We start from the raw sequence: 18599 nt of genomic DNA, 5'->3' as shown, positions 1-18599 counted from the left end.
AAAACGAGGCGAAATTAGTGGGCAACGGTATTCTAACCCAAAGAGCATGGGAACAAGGGGCGGCAGACGTAATTTTTGGTCTCCGCGCTATGTATGGGCGCGCAAATATGATAACATTCAACATATAAAGAAATCTTTATATAATCGCGAGACCAATTGAATATCCAATATCCCCTATTTTACACCGCTCGATTCGGTTCGATAATACTGCGGTGACTAGTTTGAGGCTAAAATAATGTCAAAATCTTTCCTGTTTACATCAGAATCCGTTTCAGAAGGACACCCCGATAAGGTTGCGGATCAAATCTCGGACGCCGTGCTCGATGCGCTGTTCATGCAAGATCCGAAGTCACGCGTTGCTTGCGAGACCATGATCACTACCGGCATGGTGGTGATTGCTGGAGAAATCACCAGCAACGCAGTCGTGGATTTTCAGGAAGTTGCGCGCCGCACCATTGGCGAAATTGGCTACAACTCGTCGGCGTTGGGCTTTGATGCGCAAAGTTGCGCGGTCATCGTGTCGCTGGACAAGCAATCGCCGGACATCGCGCAAGGCGTTAATGAAGGAGAAGGGCTGGACCTCGACCAGGGCGCCGGAGATCAGGGATTGATGTTTGGTTATGCCTGCACCGAAACCGATGTGCTGATGCCGTTTCCAATTACCTACGCCCATCGCCTGGTGGCCAAGCAAGCCGAAGTCCGAAAAACCGGGGCGCTTGCGTGGCTGCGCCCCGATGCAAAATCTCAGGTCACCGTGCGCTACGAAGGCATTCGCCCGGTATCCATCGACACCGTGGTGCTGTCCACCCAACACGATGAGGACATCGCCCATGACATGCTGTCCGAAGCCGTCATTGAGGAAATCATCAAACCGGTGCTGCCGGTTGATATGGTCACCAAGGACACGCGATTCCTGGTCAACCCGACCGGCCGATTTGTTATCGGCGGGCCGGTGGGGGATTGCGGCTTGACCGGCCGCAAGATTATTGTCGATACCTACGGCGGTTCGGCGCATCACGGCGGCGGCGCGTTCTCTGGCAAGGATCCGTCCAAGGTCGATCGCTCAGCCGCGTATGCCACCCGCCATGTCGCCAAGAATATTGTCGCCGCAGGTTTGGCCGACCGATGCGAAGTGCAGGTTGCCTATGCGATCGGCGTGGCGCAACCGGTATCCGTGATGGTGGACACTTTTGGCACTGGAAAAATTGAAGACGCAAAAATCAACGCCTTAATCAACGAGCATTTTGATTTGCGTCCAAAGGCCATTGTTCAAGGGCTGGATTTGTTGCGCCCGATTTATCGCAATACCGCAGCCTATGGCCACTTCGGCCGCACCGAACCTGAATTCACCTGGGAGAAAACCGACCGAGCCGACGCCTTGAAAGCCGCGGCGGGCATTTGATTCGCCCATTAACATGAACATGAACATGTTGTTTGCATCTATTTTGTAACGATTATTTATCAGGAATTTATTATGTCTACACAAGCCGCTGAAACCCCAGATGAAAACATGACGCAAGATTTCCATGTCGCCGACATGAGCTTGGCTGAATGGGGAAGAAAAGAAATCAGAATCGCCGAGACCGAAATGCCGGGCTTGATGGCGGTGCGCGAAAAATACGCCAGCGAGCAGCCGTTGAAAGGCGCGCGCATCGCCGGGTCGCTGCACATGACCATTCAAACCGCGGTGCTGATCGAATCATTGGTCGCGCTTGGCGCTGAGGTGCGTTGGGTGTCTTGCAATATTTTTTCCACCCAGGATCATGCCGCCGCCGCCATTGCTGCAACCGGTGTTTCGGTGTTCGCGTTCAAAGGCGAATCGCTGGATCAGTACTGGGGTTTCACCCATCGAATGATGGAATGGCCTGACGGTCGGCAGATTTTTGTTCCCGACAATATTGCCACGGATGGCATGTATGCCGCGGGCGCGGGACGCGCAGGAGCGGCAATCGGTACTTCCGCCGTCCCTGGCGGTCGCGGCCCGAACATGATTCTGGACGACGGTGGCGACGCCACCATGTTACTGATGCTGGGTGCCAAGGCGGAACGCGATATTTCGGTATTGGATAGCCCGGCAAGCGAAGAGGAAGTGGCGTTGTTCAAAAGCATTAAGGCGCGATTGCAAGATGATGCGACTTTTTATAGCGCGAGATTGGCGAACATTCGCGGCGTTACCGAAGAGACCACCACCGGCGTTCACCGACTGTATCAAATGGCGGCGGAAGACGGGTTGCCATTTTCGGCGATCAACGTCAACGACTCGGTCACCAAATCCAAGTTTGACAATTTATACGGCTGCCGCGAATCGTTGGTGGACGGCATCAAGCGCGCCACCGATGTCATGATCGCCGGCAAGATTGCGCTGGTATTGGGTTATGGCGATGTCGGCAAGGGCTGCGCGCAATCATTGCGCGGCCTCGGCGCCACGGTTTGGGTCGCCGAGATCGATCCGATCTGCGCGCTGCAAGCGGCCATGGAAGGGTACCGCGTGGTGCGCATGGACGATGCCTGTCGCGAGGCGGATATTTTTGTGACCGCAACCGGCAACTTCAATGTGATCACCCACGACCACATGGTGCAAATGAAAAACCAATCCATCGTCTGCAACATCGGCCATTTTGACAATGAGATCGATATTGCCTCAATGAAAAAATATGAATGGGAAAACATCAAACCGCAGGTCGATCAAATTATTCTGCCAAATGGCGACCGCATCACTTTGCTGGCCGAGGGGCGATTGGTGAATTTGGGATGCGCCACCGGTCATCCCAGTTTTGTGATGTCCAATAGTTTTACCAATCAGGTGCTGGCGCAAATCGAACTGTGGCGCGACGGCGACAAGTATCAGAACCAGGTTTATGTTTTGCCCAAGCATCTGGACGAGCAAGTGGCGCGCCTGCATCTCGACAAAATCGGCGCCAAACTGACCACGCTTTCCCAGCAACAAGCCGACTACATCAACGTGCCTGTCGCGGGACCTTACAAGCCCGAGCATTATCGGTATTGAGCGTCCGCAGGTTGCTGAGTCGTAACAGATCGAGTAGAATGTCTTCTATATCAGTTTTTTTGTGAGTTGAAAATACTATGAGCGCGATTATTAAAGAGGTTTATGATGCATTTCTCGATGCTGGCGCCAGCGAACAGAAAGCAGCCGACGCGGCAAAAGCCATTGCAAATTATGACGAGAGATTCAATAAAATCGAATCCGATCTGTTGATATTAAAATGGATGGTCGGATTGGTGATTGTGGTTAATGTCTTGCCGATTTTGAGATCGGTGTTTTTTTCTTAATACGGATTATTTTTACTCTTTCTGGTTACCCGAGGCGGAATCGAATCATTTGTTGTGATTCAGTTTGGCTTTGTCAAAACATAATCGCGTCTGCCGCGGAACCTTATAAAGCCGAGCATTATCGGTATTGATGAAGTATGTCATTTACCTATTTAATTTTCTGTGAGTAAAACACGATGATTGCTACCATTAAGAAGGCGTTTGGTTGTAGATATTTGCGAGGAGCATTGATAGCCGTGGGCGTTGTTGTAGTGCTACTCATGGTGGCAGTGGAAAACAACACAAACGCGCAAAATATCGTCGATTTGGAGCAAGCGTTAAATGAAGGAAAGGTTGCGCTGGAAAATACAAAAGGTACTGGAAGGTCATCGGGGTCAGTGATTAAATCGGAGTTGCATAACCTGACAAACCGGGCGCTTAAAATTTTTACCCACATCGGGCAAGGACTGTTTCTGCGTAACGGCGGGGTGGGGCAAAACATGATCGCTACCGAGATCTATCATTCGTCAGGACAATATTGGGTAGAGAATGGAAAGAATATAATCAAGGTTGATGCAAACGGGAGAGAGGATATTGTGCTGGTAGCATATTGCGTGGATTTTGAAAAAAATAATCCGACGCCACAAGAACGATTTTCCATTTCAAGCATTCCGCGAAACTTCGAACATGTCCTGCGTGATATTCAGGCATATAGAGAACGATACCCAGACAAAGATATAACCGTGCCCGCGCAAGTGGCATTGTGGTTTAGCAAAGGATATACGTTGAGAGAAATTAGGAAAAAGTTTGCCGTTTCATCTCCCGAGGCGGAATTGGCGACGCAACTAACGCAGTAGGCTGGGTCAGCGCAATCTGGTTCATTAAGCACATGGCGTGGCTCCCGCTAAAACTCCAGCGAAATATCACGATGCGCCGATTGGCAGGCGGCGATGTCTTTTGCCTGGGATTGGGTTAAGCGCGGTTGCAGGCGCAGACCGATATTGGTTTTAATGGCGTTGTCGTATTGATTTAATTCATCCAGCAGCGCGGTCGCGCGGCTTCGCCAAGCAAGTTCAAGGTTCAGCAGATCGATTGCTTCGCGGTGAAATTCCTTGGCGTCATTGAAATCCGGGGTGAAATCTGGAGCATCGCCTTTCAGTGCGCGTCTGGACTTGGACAGTTTCGACTTGATTTCGGCTATCCCAGCCAACTCGTTTAGTTGGGATTCAACAGACTTGATTTTTTCGATTGCCAACTCTGGATTTTCGATAGACGCCGCGGCTTCAATGTGCCCAGGTTCAATGTGCAGCCGCAAATCCAACAGGGGTGTTTCAACCCGGGCCAGATCATTTCCTTGTCCGATGACCAACAGCGTATTTTGTAATGATTGATATGCGGCATCAACATTTCGTCGATAGGCGCGGCGCGCGTTTTTTTCGGCTGTCGCTAATTGTTTGTAGGTCGCGCTGGCCTCCTCCCAATTTGATGGAATAATCTGTTCGGCGGCTTTGAGTTCCTGTTGCAGATTAAAAATACTGGTTTCGAGAGAGTCGAGTTGTGCCCGGGTTGCCCGGGTAGTGGCGGCGTTTCTCGAAATTCGGTCATGCTTCTTTTGAGCGGCCTGCAGCAGATTATGGATTGACTTTAGCTGGTGGCGCAGTTCACGCATATCGGCATGTAATGGCTTGAATTCAATTGAGTAGGCCGCCAGTTCAGCAGCAACCACATTAACATGAGCCACTAAATCGAAAGTGTTTTCAGCCAGATCAAAACTGGCAATCAACGGTTGCCGATATTGATCCGGCAATACGCTGAAATCGTTGGCGCGCGCCCTGGCAATGCGGTTTCGTATGCTCGTTTCATCGTTGGCGTATTCAGAAAACACCCTGTTCTCGATACAGAATTGCAGTTTTGGATTTACCGGCGGCGGCGCGGTTTCCGCGGTTAAAAATGTCCGGTTCGGCATGTAGTTGACCAAGCCCGGGAAAAACCCGGTGATGGTCAGGCCGACCAACTGTAATCCGATAAATGCGACCGCGCCCTTATAGATATGGGTGGTCTTGACTTTTATGGGGGCTACGCCTCGAAGATAAAACAACGCAAATCCAAACGGCGGGGTCAGGAACGAGGTTTGGATATTCAAGCCGATCATCACGCCCAACCAAACCGCGGTGATATTCGCGGCCGGGTCGGCCAGCAGAATCGGCGCGACGATGGGCACCACCACCACCGCGATTTCGATGAAGTCGAGGAAAAAGCCAAGCAGGAAAATCACCGCCATCACGACGATGAACTGGGTCCAAAATCCGCCCGGCAGCCCGGTCAGGAACTCTCGCACCAATTGCTCGCCGCCAAATCCGCGAAACGCGGCGGTGAGCATGGCGGCGCCGATGAGGATGATGAAAACCATGGAGGTGGTTTTCGCGGTGTCGCTCATCACCCCGACTAAAGTGTCATTGATTTTAAAGGTTCGCCAGCCGCTCCAAACGATGGCGCCGATAAACGCCAAGACCGCCGCCGCCGCCAAAATCACGCCGATCAAGTCTCGCTGGCTGCTGATATTTTTTATATTCAGGTCGAATGATTTGTGCAACACCAGAATAATCAGGCCCGAGCCGATGGTGATCAACAGCGGGGTATAGCGATGTTTGTTCGTCTCAAACAATCGGTAACCGCCCATCACAATCGCGCCGGCCGCGCCAATGGCGCCGGCCTGATTGACCGTGGCGATGCCGGTCACGATGGAGCCCAAGACGGCGAAAATCAAGCTCAACGGCGGGATCAGGGCGATCCCGATCTTATACACGAATTGACGATCATATTTCCCGGCATAGGGCACCGGCGGCGCAGCGCCCGGTTTTAGCGTCGCGGTGATCAAAATGTACAACATGTACAAGCCGACCAGAATAAGCCCCGGAACCAGCGCGCCCATAAACATGTCGCCGGCGCTGGCGGAGGTGATGTCGAGCGCCGCGGGCATGGTGAATTCCCCGGTCGCTTCCTTGTAATCCGCGGTGCGCAGCGTGCGCGCCTGATCGGCGGCATTGGCCAGTTGGTCGGCCAGGATAATCAGCACAATGGAAGGCGGAATGATTTGGCCAAGGGTGCCTGAGGCGCATATAATGCCTGAGGCCAGGGGCTTTGAATAATTATTTCGCAGCATCGCTGGCAGCGATATCAGGCCCATGGCGATGACGGTGGCGCCGAGGATGCCGGTGGTTGCCGCTAACAGCGCACCGACGAAGACCACGGAAATGCCCAGTCCGCCCGGAACCGGCCCGAATAATTGCGCCATGGCGACCAACAGATCCTCGGCAACCTTCGACCGCTGCAGCATGATGCCCATAAAAACAAACAACGGTATCGCGATTAAGGTATCCCGTTCCACTTGCCAATACAGACTGCGGAAGTTGGTGACCCCCGCGGTCAGCCACTGCACCGGCCCATCCTGAGCGAAGTACGCGCCTGGGTCGCCGGCGAATAGATAGCCGCAAAGCGCGGCCAGCCCAATCGCACCAATGGCCGAGCCGGGCAGGGCGAAGGCAACGGGAAATCCTGAGCTTAATGACACAATCATCAGCAGGATTAATAGGCCCAGAAATACCAGTTCCATCACGAATTGCCTTCAGGTAATTCTTCGGGTAATTCCTCAGGTAATTCTTGACCATCCGGGTCGGCATCGCCGCGATAGTCGGCCACGTTGCTCAATATAAAACTGACGAACTGAACGATCATGCTGGCCGAGAAAACCAATAAATAGGCTGCCATGAGGTACTTGGTGTACATGCCAAACCCGCTTTGGGAAATTTCAAAGTTCAGTAACGGGCTGTTAATAATGCTGCCTTTCCTGGACAAGCCCTGAATAAGTATATTCCAGCACAGCGGCAAGCCGAGCAGCAGCGCGCCAAATGTATTGGTCAACGCCTTGCCTTTTGCGCTGAAGTTGGTGTACAGCACATCGACGCGCACATGGCCGTCGTGGAGCAAGGTGTATGCGCTTGCGAATAAAAATAATCCGGCATACCAGAACCTGACCAGATCGCCCATGAACGCCTGTTCGTAGGAAAAAATGAAGCGGGTAATGACGATGACAAACTCGGCGGCGACAATTAACAAAGCCAGCCAAATGAATCCCAGGGTGCGGGTGAATGAGGCAATGACGATGGCCAGCATGATCAAAGGGAAGTGAATGTAGGCGCCGCGAAATGCGGAGATTCCAAGTTGCGTGGTAAAACGGCGGCCGACAAAAACAGCAAGAAATTCTTCCACGCGCAAGAACGAGATTGCCATATCGACCAGCCCGACCAGAAATACCGACCAGAAAGCGGCCCTGACAATAAAGGCGGCGATTCGAGAATATAATGTTGCATCCTGGCGCAACTGGCGCGAACGGGTGTGCACTACCAACGCAACGATAACCACAAAGCTGCCCAGGAATGCCAGCAATTGAATCCAGCCCCGAACAACCTCGGCGGTTGACAATGACTTGAAAGACTGCCCGGCGTCGCCAGCGTTAATTAACCCGCCGAAATGGGTCATCGTCTTGCTGATTCCAGGCCAATCGAACCAGAAAATCAGCGTGTTATCGAGCAGATACAGAAACAGCGCCGCCACCATCCATGCCGCTAATGCTCTAATGACGATGTTCCACATAACGAAACTTTTAGGCACAGACAGCAAGTCTATTCCCATTCTAAAATGATGCTGAACAAGGCGTTGTCGTTGGGGTGGCGTGAGTGATTCTTGGGCTCCTCGAAACCGTCATTCTTGCGGATGTTATCACGATTCCAAGCCAAGCCATCTTTCCCCCGCTTTCCGATTCGTCATTATCGGGCTTGACCCGATAATCCAGTGAAAAAACCCAGCGGCGGCAGCCGCTGACATTGCCCGGCGGCTAGGTCGGCGCACGCCCTGGACTTGTGGTGTTGGCAGATTTTTGCTCTCAGCAAAATCTGCACTCCCGCCATCCCTATCGGTTGTGTTCCGCTGCGCGGGCCTGCCCTCGCGGAAGCGGGGGATGACGGGAATGTGTGAAAAGCGGGAATGACGACGGGGAATCGAGCGACAGAATCACTCCCACATCATCAACGGAAATCACTTCACTTCGGTATAATTTCACGATAGAAACGCAGTAGCCGTTCCGTATTATTCCCTGAGACTTTTGCATAATCCATAATCATTTCTCATAATCTCACTTCTGATATTTTTTAGGGTCTTGACTCGTTAACACTCTAAGGATATTTCCAAAAAGCCTCGTTTTTCTTGAAAAACGTTCACAAACCAACCCGATTTACTTGCTTTGGTTGGTTGGGTTGCTGTTTTGCCTTTCCCCCGCCTTTTAGACGCAACACGCCGGTGAACTTCGCATTTGCTTGAAAATATTCATCCCGGTTTTAAGATTATGAGTCATCGCAATCAGTTGCGCTCTGCTTTTGTTTCTTTCCAGCCCAAGGCGTCTTGCCTGACCTAATCCATGATGTTGTTTTAATAGCCCAAAGGTGCGCTCGACGATATAACGGATGCCTGAACGTTGCCTGTTTTGCTGTTTTTGTTGGTCGGTCAACGGTTTGTTTCTATAAGCCCGGTGCAGAACTTTATTGTTTTGCCGGCCCAGTTTCCTGTCGTTTTCCTGATTGGCATAGGCGCTGTCCGCGTAAACTTGCCCATGGGTTTTGACCAGCAGTTTGTCCCTCTCTTGCGAGTCATGCGCATTGCCTGGCGTGCAGGTCATCTTCTTGACAAAACCATGTCCATCCGTATTGGCGTGCATCTTGAAGCCGTAGGTGGTTTTGCGCTTGCCATCAGCGGCGACCTTGACGTTGCAGCCGGCCTCCGGGTCTTGCGTGTTATTGCCATCCTTGCCCTTGCGTTTGCGTGATTGCTTGGCTTTTATCACCGTGGCATCAATGATGTTGATTGAACCGACTGAGACGATAATGCTGTTTTGCTCCAGGTGCGTGTTAATTTGCTCTAATAGCGGCTCTAAAAGGTTCTCAGTGTTCAGCAGGTTTCTGAAACGCCAGATGGTCGTGTGGTCTGGCACCGCTTCACTCAAACTTAAGTCAATAAAGCGCCTGAACATCAAATCCCTGGCAATTTGTTTTTCCAATGCTTCATCGCTTAGGTTATACCACGCTTGCAGGATTAGGATCTTGAACATCATCAGCGGCGGGTAGGCAGGCACGCCTCTTTTAGATGAATAAAGTCCCGCAAGGGTGGTCTCTATCTCTTTCCAGTTAAATGATGCTGTGCACATCGTCAAGTTCGCTCAGGGATTTATGCTCGACCACAAGCATGTCTGCCATTGAGTGTTGGGCGGTTTGTTTCCAGGACATTTTGAGTTGGTTTTAGGTGGTTGTTTAGAGGTTTCTTATTTTACCGGATTTGGTATGATTCAGGCTTGATTTATGCAAAGGTCTCTAAATAATGGGTTTACGCGGAAACATGTGGGTTGATATTAGCATTTCCGGGTAAACAGCCACAGTTTCGATTGTTTGAGCATAATCGGAATCCGAATAGGTGGTTTTCTCTCTTCACAATATTCAATTAATGTATTTTTGGCCTCATAATCAGGTGCTTATACGTTCTGATATTGTAAACATTCGGCCCGCTCACCGAAGAGTGTAGGTTGCTATCTGAATTACCACAAATGAACATCTCAAAAAAACAAATCATATTAGACAACCGTAGTCCACAAACCAGCGTCGGCGAATATCTGCGCGGGCAACTCGCTGGTGGCGCAAAGGTCTTGCGCATCGTTTCGGCGTATTTTACGGTGTACGCTTATGAAATGTTGCGGGACCGGCTGGAGAACGTCGGCGCCGTGCAGTTTTTATATGGCGACCCCGGCTCAGTGGGCGAAGTTGATCCGGGTGAGAAACAAGGCAAAGGCTTTGACTTAACCGAGCGAGGTCTGTTGCCAAAACAATTGCTTCAACAAAAACGCTTGGCTAGGGACTGCGAGAAATGGGTGGAAGAGAGTAGGGTTAAAGTCCGCACCATAAAACAAGCGAATTTTCTGCACGGCAAGATGTATCACATCGAGCGGCAGGGTGCTTTGGACACGGCGGTTGTCGGCAGTTCCAATTTCACGCGCCGCGGGTTGGGTTTTAACCAAGGCGCAAATCTGGAACTCAATCTAGCGGTCAGCGAAACCGATACTTGCGACCAGCTCAAACACTGGTTCGATGATGTCTGGCGGGACGAAAACCTGACCCGGGACGCCAGAAAAGACGTGTTGGCCGCGCTGCGCCGGCTCGGCGAAAACTGCTCGCCGGAATTCGTGTACTTCAAAACCTTGCTGGAAGTCTTCCGCGACCGGTTGGGCGCACGCGAAGAAACCGGCGATCGACTCGGCGATGCGCACCTCAAGGACACACGAATATGGCAAGCGTTGTACCAATTCCAGCGCGACGGCGTGGCTGGCATCATCAATCGCTTGAGGCAACACAACGGTTGCATCCTCGCCGACAGCGTCGGGCTCGGCAAAACTTACACAGCGTTGGCGGTCATCCGCTACTATCAAGCGCAAAACCAAAGAGTGTTGGTGCTTTGCCCGAAGAAACTCAACGAAAACTGGAAACTCTACCCCACCCAGTTCGGCCAGAAAGGCAACCCGTTCAAGGACGACAATTTTCACTATGAAGTCTTGCATCATTCCGACTTATCGCGCGTTTCGGGTGAATCCAACGGCATCAATCTGGCAGAATTTGATTGGGCATCTTATGGCCTAGTGGTAATAGACGAATCGCACAATTTCCGCAATGAATCCCGTAGTGCCCGTGACGAGAGCGGCGAAATTATCCGTCGCAGTCGCTACGAACGATTGCTAGAAGATGTGATCAAGGCCGGCGGCAAAACCAGCGTGCTGATGCTGTCGGCGACGCCGGTCAATACATCGCTGACCGATCTACGCAACCAGATTTACTTTATGACTGGAAAGCACGAAGCCGCCTTCCAAGAGACGCTCGGCATAGGACACCTTAGCGCCATGCTCAGTGCCGCACAAAAACAGTTCAAACACTGGGAACAACAAATCGGCGAAAAGCACAAGCGCGACCTGTTCGACCAACTGGGCGGTGAATTCTTCACGCTATTGGATGCCGTCTCTATCGCCCGCTCGCGCCGCCATATAAAAAAGTTTTATCCCGAAGTGGTGAAAGAAATCGGCGGTTTTCCCGAACAAGCCATGCCGCAAAACGAAACGCCGCCGACCGACTTACAGGGTGAGCTTTCCTTTGAGGCGCTTAACGAAGAAATTAAAAACTTTGGTCTGTCAATCTATACCCCGGCCGCATATGTCATCAGTGAACAAGCAAAACAGGAATTGGCGGAAGAGAAAAAGAGATTCAATTTTAATCAGGCTGACCGCGAAAAATGGTTGATTGGCATGATTCGCGTGAACTTTCTTAAGCGTCTGGAAAGTGCTGCGCCATCGCTGGCACTCACGTTACAGCGCACCATGGGAAAGATCGATCAACTAGTGACAAGGATAGAGCGTTATCAATCTGCTCATGCCATCGATGAAGAAGTCCCCGAAAATGACTGGGAAGATGAACTGGAAGACGAGGATTTTATCGTCAATAAAGCACGTCATCCTTTTGCCTTTAAAGATTTGGACTTGTCGCAATGGCTGGACGATTTGAAAAAAGATCACCGTGTTCTCAACAACGTATTGGCAAAAGTCGCCGCCATCACCCCACAGCGAGATGGCAAGCTGGCCGCGTTGAATAAACAAATCCGCGACAAACTAAAAAACCCGACGACAGATAAAGACGGACGCGAAAACCGCAAGGTGCTGATATTTACCACATTCAAAGATACGGCACTTTATCTACATAAGGAACTATCGCCATTGATGGAGGAGTTCGGTGCAAATTACGCAATGGTGGTGGGAGACACAACCAAAACCACTTATGGCAACAACAAATTCAACGACATTTTGACCAATTTTGCCCCCATAGGACGCAGTCGTTTCAAGCGCGATGAAAATGGTGTGCCGATTGTTGATGGCGAATCGGAGATCGATATTCTGATTGCCACCGATTGCGTTTCCGAAGGGCAGAATCTGCAAGATTGCGATCTGGTGGTCAACTATGACATCCACTGGAATCCGGTGCGCCTGATTCAACGTTTCGGTCGAATTGACCGCATCGGTAGTCGCAACAAAGAAGTTAAAATGATTAATTTTTGGCCCATGGAGGAACTAGATCGTTACATAAATTTGCAAAGCCGTGTGGAAGCGCGCATGGCGCTAGTGGATGCCTCCGCCACTGGCGACGACCGTCTGGTGCCAGACAACGAAATACGTGATAACGCCCAAATGGAACAGAACTTCCGCGACGCGCAACTGCGTCGCCTGCGTGACGAAGTGCTGGACCTCGACGACCTTGACGACGGCGTGACACTGAGCGACTTTTCGCTCGACGATTTTTTAGCGCAGTTGATGAACTACCTGGAGCAAAATCGTGAACAATTGGAAAACGCTCCACTGGGGGTTTATGCCATCGCGGACTGTGCGTGGCAACAGGAAAGCCTTATCCGTAACGCTACCCCGGGCGTGATTTTTTGCCTACGGCATAAAAATCCACCGAAAGACGCACGGGTGCGTAGCCCCCTGAAAGCCTACTACCTGGTTTACGTACGCGATGATGGCGAAGTGCGTTACAACTACACCCACGCCAAGCAAGTGTTGGAACTTTTCGGGGAATTGGCGCGCGGGAAAAATGAACCGTTGCTGCCTCGGTGCGATGCTTTCGACCGCGAAACCGATAACGGACAGAATATGGGAAAATACGACCAACTTCTGGACAGTGTTTTTTTAGCCATAAGCAAACAGTTTGACCGACAGGAAGCGGGCAGTCTTAACAACCGTGATGGCATTCTGTCCAGGCAATCCGAACAACCCCGTAACGCAAACGACTTTGAATTGGTAACCTGGCTGGTGATTAAGGGCAGTAGTTGAGCATGCCGACGCGCGTAATCTGACATCAATCTGGAAGAGATTATCAATGGCTGGTGATACGATCTGGAAGACGCTACATGATTTTGAGGGTGCTCCGTTGCGCGAAGGCGCAATTCAGTTATTAAAAGAATTCGGATTAACAAGCGACCGTGTTATCGGTTCAGACGGGCGCGATGGCTCGCTAAATAACTTCTTAAATCAATTTAGTTGAGACTTTTGCATAATCCATAATCATTTCTCATAATCTCACTTCTGAGATTTTTCAGGGTCTTGACTCGTTAACACCCTAAAGATATTTCCAAAAAGCCTCGTTTTTCTTGAAAAACTTTCACAAACCAACCCGATTTACTTGCTTTGGTTGGTTGGGTTGCTGTTTTGCCTTTCCCCCCGCCTTTTAGACGCAACACGCCGGTGAACTTCGCATTTGCTTGAAAATATTCATCCCGGTTTTAAGATTATGAGTCATCGCAATCAGTTGCGCTCTGCTTTTGTTTCTTTCCAGCCCAAGGTATCTTGCCTGACCTAATCCGTGATGTTGTTTTAATAGCCCAAAGGTGCGCTCGACGATATAACGGATGCCTGAACGTTGCCTGTTTTGCTGTTTTTGTTGGTCGGTCAACGGTTTGTTTCTATAAGCCCGGTGCAGAACTTTATTGTTTTGCCGGCCCAGTTTCTTGTCGTTCTCCTGATTGGCATAGGCGCTGTCCGCGTAAACTTGCCCATGGGTTTTGACCAGCAGTTTGTCCCTCTCTTGCGAGTCATGCGCATTGCCTGGCGTGCAGGTCATCTTCTTGACAAAACCATGTCCATCCGTATTGGCGTGCATCTTGAAGCCGTAGGTGGTTTTGCGCTTGCCATCAGCGGCGACCTTGACGTTGCAGCCGGCCTCCGGGTCTTGCGTGTTATTGCCATCCTTGCCCTTGCGTTTGCGTGATTGCTTGGCTTTTATCACCGTGGCATCAATGATGTTGATTGAACCGACTGAGACGATAATGCTGTTTTGCTCCAGGTGCGTGTTAATTTGCTCTAATAGCGGCTCTAAAAGGTTCTCAGTGTTCAGCAGGTTTCTGAAACGCCAGATGGTCGTGTGGTCTGGCACCGCTTCACTCAAACTTAAGTCAATAAAGCGCCTGAACATCAAATCCCTGGCAATTTGTTTTTCCAATGCTTCATCGCTTAGGTTATACCACGCTTGCAGGATTAGAATCTTGAACATCATCAGCGGCGGGTAGGCAGGCACGCCTCTTTTAGATGAGCATGGATTGGACAGGGTGGTCTCTATCTCTTTCCAGTTAATGATGCTGTGCACATCGTCAAGTTCGCTCAGGGATTTATGCTCGACCACAAGCATGTCTGCCATTGAGTGTTGGGCGGTTTGTTTCCAGGACATTTTGAGTTGGTTTTGGTGGTTGTTTAGAGGGCTTTTTATTTTACCAGATTAAGTATGATTTAGGCTTGATTTATGCAAAGGTCTCTAGTTATATCAAGGAAAAATTGACCGATGGAGAACACCACACTTTTGGCAGGCTCATTCACAAAATCTTATTTCTTTTCCAAATTACCAAAGGAGAAATCCGCTTGTCACCATCCCATGGAGAAGACGGTGGCATATTGGCCTATTCCATTGTTTTCGTAGCCGCAGATATACGCTATTCGCCTTACTTAACTCAAGGCGAGTTGCAATCCATCATCTGGGCGCTGAACAAAGGATTTGCACAGCCGGTAATTGGTTTGTTTCGGTATAAAAACCGGATGGCGATTGCGGCGACCGCGCAGAGAAAACATAAAATCCAGCCGGAAAAGGATGCTTTGATTGGTTCTGGCGTGACCATGAATATCCACCTTACGACTCCGCGCTGGAAGCATAAAGATTTCCTGTTGAGGTGGCGGAGAATCATTACATCCGGTTCTTCGGGGACGTTGGGCGATGTGGTGCAGCATCTTGTTAATGTCCCGGTTCAATATCAAATGAATCTTCTGTGTAAACGCAGCGATGCACCGGATACTCTTCGCTCTTACATCGACAATATATGCCGATGGTCTCTGCTTACCAAACATCAGGAACAAGAACTGGCGCAGAATATGCACGACAAGGCAAAAGAGAAATTTATCTGCTCTAACTTGAGGCTGGTGGTTTCGATAGCCAAAAAATATTCATGGACATCAGACATTGATCTTTTGGACTTGATTCAAGAAGGAAGTATCGGTTTGATGACAGCGGTTGATAAGTTTGAATATCGCCGCGGCTATAAGTTTTCGACCTACGCGTACTACTGGATTCGCCAGATGATTACCCGTTCCATCGCCGATCGAGCGAAGACCATTCGTATCCCGGTGCACATGAACGAAACCATTAACAAGCTCAATCGCGTATCTCGGCAGTTTTTGGAGGAAAAGGGTCGTGAAGCGTTACCCGAGGAGCTTGCGGAAAGAATGGAATTAGCCGAAGAAAAAGTGGACAAGTTACTGAAAGTAGTCAACGACCCAGTTTCCATGGATATGATTGGCAATGATGAGGATTTGGATTTCGGTGGTTTTGCAGAGAATGAGAGCATTCCATCTCGCGACGAGGCGGTGTACATACTGAATCATAAAAATATAAAGACTGATAAGGCCATAAAATTGATGGCAGAAGAGATGATTCCGCTCGAAATTCTCATGGGCGACGACGAAACCTCACCCGGGGGTGATTTTATCGAAGACAAAAACATCAAGGCGCCGCTCGACATCGCTATCAGTTCCGGTCTGAAAAATGCCGTCCAGAAAATTCTGGAATCGCTTACTGAACGCGAGGCAAAAGTAGTGCAAATGCGCTTCGGCATCGGTACAAATATCAGTCATACGCTAGAAGAAATCGGTCAACAGTTCGGTGTTACCCGTGAACGCATTCGACAAATAGAAGCCAAGGCACTCGGAAAGCTGGGACACCCAAGTCGGTCCGACCATCTCCGCAGTTTTTGGGAATACATCTGACGAGCGGATAATTGCTGTTGTTATCCTGTGGTTTGACCACAAAAGCGTATAAATGAAGCTTGCATCAATCCCAAATTTAGATATAATTATAGAAAATACTAAATTTATATTTTTAACTAATTATCTATAATTATCATCATGACCGACAATCCATATCGCCCCGGTGCCGCCCACGCCCCGCCCTATCTTGCCGGACGCGATGCCGAGCGACGGGAATTCTCCCGGCTTCTGAAGCAAACGCCAGTATTGGAAAATCTGGTGCTGACGGGCATCCGCGGCATCGGCAAAACCGTTCTTATGCGCGCGGCACTCAGAAAAGATGCCATTGAGAACAGCTGGATTTGGGTGGGTAGCGACATTTCCGAAGCGGTTTCCGTCAGCGAAAACCACCTTGCGCGGCGCCTGTTGACGGATTTGAACACCTTTTCCGCTGATTGGGAATATGCCTCTGATGAACAGCATCCCCTCGGTTTCACCAATGTACCCGAACGCCGAACGATTCGCTTCGATTACCAAACTATGATGGCGTTGTTCGAGCAGGAGCCGGGGTTGGTTTCGGATAAAATCAAGCGCGTTTTGCTTGAAGCATGGCAACTGATGCAAAAGCACATGCCGGATAAAAAAGGGATTATCTTTGCCTGGGACGAGGCGCAAAATCTGGCGGATCGAAGCGCGGACAACGAATATCCTCTGGGCGTGTTGCTCGATGTCTTCAGCTCCCTGCAAAGCCAAGGTGCGCCTTTTATGCTGGTGCTGTCCGGGCTGCCTACGTTGTTTCCCAAACTGGTTGGCTCTCGCACCTATGCCGAGCGCATGTTTCGGGTGATGTCGCTGGACAATCTAAACCATGAAGATTCCGGTGAAGCCATCTCGAAACCGCTGGAAAAAGAACCGGAGCAAATAAAAACTTTCTTTAACTCTGCCAACGAGGGAATTTACGCTCTCACCAAAGGCTATCCTTATTTTATTCAATTCTGGTGCAGAGAGTTATACGATTATGTGGCCGATGCTCGCCCGTTTGTTGATAAAAAAAGCACGGGCATCATTGAGCGCATATCCCGTAAACTCGACAATGATTTTTTCGAGGGTCGCTGGGCGCGGTTGACCGATCGGCAACGGGATTTGCTTGGCGTGATCGCCCATCTTGAAAACAGTGACGGGGAATTCACCGTGCAGGAAATTGTGAATCAGTCAAAATTGACCGGGCAAGCGTTCAGCAACAGCCACGCCAATCAGATGTTGACTACATTGTTTGACAGAGGAATGATATTCAAAAACCGGCACGGAAAATATGTCCTGGCAGTGCCGCTGCTGGATCAATACATCCGTCGGCATATGCACACAGAAAGTACCGACGAGACAAGCAGCCATGACTGAAGCTAATTCCAGCAACAACACTATGCTTAAAACAGAGATAAAGCAGGCGCTGAGTGCGCTTAAAAACAGCAGTATTAAGAAAACTGCGCGAGAGTTTTTTAATGTGCTGGGTTACTCCAGTGAGCGCACATTGGAATTGGACGGCAGCCCGCAAGCATTTATAAAGAAATTTTCTTCGCTTACCGGCAAGCCCGGCACAAAAACGGAGAAGAGTTTTCTCAAAGCAGTTGACTCGGTGCACATCATTTTTCAGGTAACAGACGAAGAAATTCGAAAGTCTGGCCAAATGAATTTGTTGGAAGGGAATGATTTTATCAAAAACAACATAAAATCTTTCCTGTTCATCGCCGTGAAATTAAAACAGGCCGACTATGCCCGCGGCAAATATGCCGAGATGACGCGGGAGATTAACAAACGGTTTGGAATGCCGACAATAGTGCTATTCACCAACCGCGGCCAGGCAACCGTCGCTTTCATCCACCGTCGCGAGCACAAAAACCAAAAAGACAGGGATGTGCTCGGCAAAGTTTCGTTGATACGCAATGTGGATTGCAACAACCCGCACCGCGCACACCTTGACATCCTCGCTGAACTTTCCCTTGACCATCGCCTGGGCTGGGTTGAACAAAACCAAAAGCAGCAAAATTTCGACGGCCTGTTGGCGGCGTGGCTGGCAAAACTGGACACCGAAGAATTGAACAAACGCTTTTATAAAGAATTGTTCAACTGGTTTCAATGGGCGGTGGAGACGGCGAAATTCCCCTGCCCTGCAAACAAGCCGGTGCCGATGGAAGACCACATTATTCGCCTAATTACCCGTATTCTATTTGTCTGGTTTGTCAAAGAAAAAGGATTGGTGACGGAGGAGTTGTTTATCGAAGCGCGGATCAGTCCGTTGCTCAAGAAGTACAGCCGAGACAACGACGACTATTACCGCGCGGTATTACAGAACTTGTTTTTGCCACGCTCAACACCGAAATAACCAAGCGCCGTTTCAGTAAGGCGAACGAGGTTA

11 protein-coding genes and 2 pseudogenes are annotated in these 18599 nt (G+C 50.1%); 9 read left to right on the top strand and 4 right to left on the bottom strand.

The features are described 5' to 3' along the window. The first annotated feature begins 235 nt into the window (after positions 1 to 235). The 4 genes from metK to ACP158_RS14155 all read left to right on the top strand — a co-directional run bounded on the left by metK (position 236) and on the right by ACP158_RS14155 (position 4127). A complete protein-coding gene (metK, locus tag ACP158_RS14170; RefSeq protein WP_424946753.1) occupies positions 236 to 1402 on the top strand; it encodes a methionine adenosyltransferase in 1167 nt (388 codons plus the stop codon). A 72-nt stretch (positions 1403 to 1474) separates the two neighbouring features. Beyond that, the gene (ahcY, locus tag ACP158_RS14165) at positions 1475 to 3007 is read left to right on the top strand and encodes an adenosylhomocysteinase (RefSeq protein ID WP_424946752.1); all 1533 of its coding nucleotides are present in this window, start codon (positions 1475 to 1477) and stop codon (positions 3005 to 3007) included. A 77-nt stretch (positions 3008 to 3084) separates the two neighbouring features. Continuing rightward, a complete protein-coding gene (locus ACP158_RS14160) occupies positions 3085 to 3291 on the top strand; it encodes an integrase (protein ID WP_424946751.1) in 207 nt (68 codons plus the stop codon). Positions 3292 to 3467: 176 nt separating this feature from the next. Continuing rightward, positions 3468 to 4127 (top strand): hypothetical protein, encoded by a 660-nt coding sequence (locus ACP158_RS14155; protein WP_424946750.1) that lies wholly within the window; start codon positions 3468 to 3470, stop codon positions 4125 to 4127. 47 nt (positions 4128 to 4174) lie between these two features. On the opposite strand, the gene ACP158_RS14150 is transcribed toward ACP158_RS14155, so the two are convergent. The 3 genes and pseudogenes from ACP158_RS14150 to ACP158_RS14140 all read right to left on the bottom strand — a co-directional run bounded on the left by ACP158_RS14150 (position 4175) and on the right by ACP158_RS14140 (position 9605). Beyond that, positions 4175 to 6883 carry a TRAP transporter large permease subunit gene (locus ACP158_RS14150; protein WP_424946749.1) on the bottom strand — a complete coding sequence of 903 codons (2709 nt, stop codon included), beginning with the start codon at positions 6881 to 6883 and terminating at the stop codon, positions 4175 to 4177. Further along, complete coding sequence (locus tag ACP158_RS14145) at positions 6883 to 7941, bottom strand: TRAP transporter small permease subunit (RefSeq protein ID WP_424946748.1); 1059 nt, start codon at positions 7939 to 7941, stop codon at positions 6883 to 6885. Before ACP158_RS14145 ends, ACP158_RS14150 begins: the two co-directional genes overlap by 1 nt. 667 nt (positions 7942 to 8608) lie before the next feature. Next, positions 8609 to 9605 (bottom strand): annotated as a pseudogene (locus ACP158_RS14140) (IS5 family transposase). Positions 9606 to 9919: 314 nt separating this feature from the next. On the opposite strand from ACP158_RS14140, the gene ACP158_RS14135 reads away from it, so the two are divergent. Continuing rightward, a complete protein-coding gene (locus tag ACP158_RS14135) occupies positions 9920 to 13234 on the top strand; it encodes a helicase-related protein (RefSeq protein WP_424946747.1) in 3315 nt (1104 codons plus the stop codon). A 46-nt stretch (positions 13235 to 13280) separates the two neighbouring features. Next, positions 13281 to 13445, top strand: coding sequence for a hypothetical protein (locus ACP158_RS14130; protein ID WP_424946746.1), 165 nt, complete (start codon positions 13281 to 13283; stop codon positions 13443 to 13445). 183 nt (positions 13446 to 13628) lie between these two features. Here ACP158_RS14130 and ACP158_RS14125 read toward each other — a convergent pair whose 3' ends face one another. Then, positions 13629 to 14624: an IS5 family transposase gene (locus ACP158_RS14125; RefSeq protein WP_424946745.1), complete on the bottom strand. Its 996-nt coding sequence runs from the start codon at positions 14622 to 14624 to the stop codon at positions 13629 to 13631. A 641-nt stretch (positions 14625 to 15265) separates the two neighbouring features. On the opposite strand from ACP158_RS14125, the pseudogene ACP158_RS14120 reads away from it, so the two are divergent. From ACP158_RS14120 to ACP158_RS14110, 3 genes and pseudogenes are all read left to right on the top strand, one after another. Beyond that, positions 15266 to 16207: pseudogene (locus ACP158_RS14120) on the top strand (sigma-70 family RNA polymerase sigma factor); the annotation flags it as partial. 138 nt (positions 16208 to 16345) lie between these two features. Continuing rightward, the gene (locus ACP158_RS14115; protein WP_424946744.1) at positions 16346 to 17584 is read left to right on the top strand and encodes an AAA family ATPase; all 1239 of its coding nucleotides are present in this window, start codon (positions 16346 to 16348) and stop codon (positions 17582 to 17584) included. Further along, positions 17577 to 18566: a hypothetical protein gene (locus ACP158_RS14110; protein ID WP_424946743.1), complete on the top strand. Its 990-nt coding sequence runs from the start codon at positions 17577 to 17579 to the stop codon at positions 18564 to 18566. Before ACP158_RS14115 ends, ACP158_RS14110 begins: the two co-directional genes overlap by 8 nt. Positions 18567 to 18599 lie beyond the last annotated feature (33 nt).

Source organism: Candidatus Spongiihabitans sp., from assembly GCF_965247905.1.
Lineage (GTDB): Bacteria > Pseudomonadota > Gammaproteobacteria > Arenicellales > Poriferihabitantaceae > Spongiihabitans.
The sequence above is the reverse complement of the archived record's forward strand: the minus strand, read 5'-3'. Positions and strand labels throughout refer to the sequence as shown.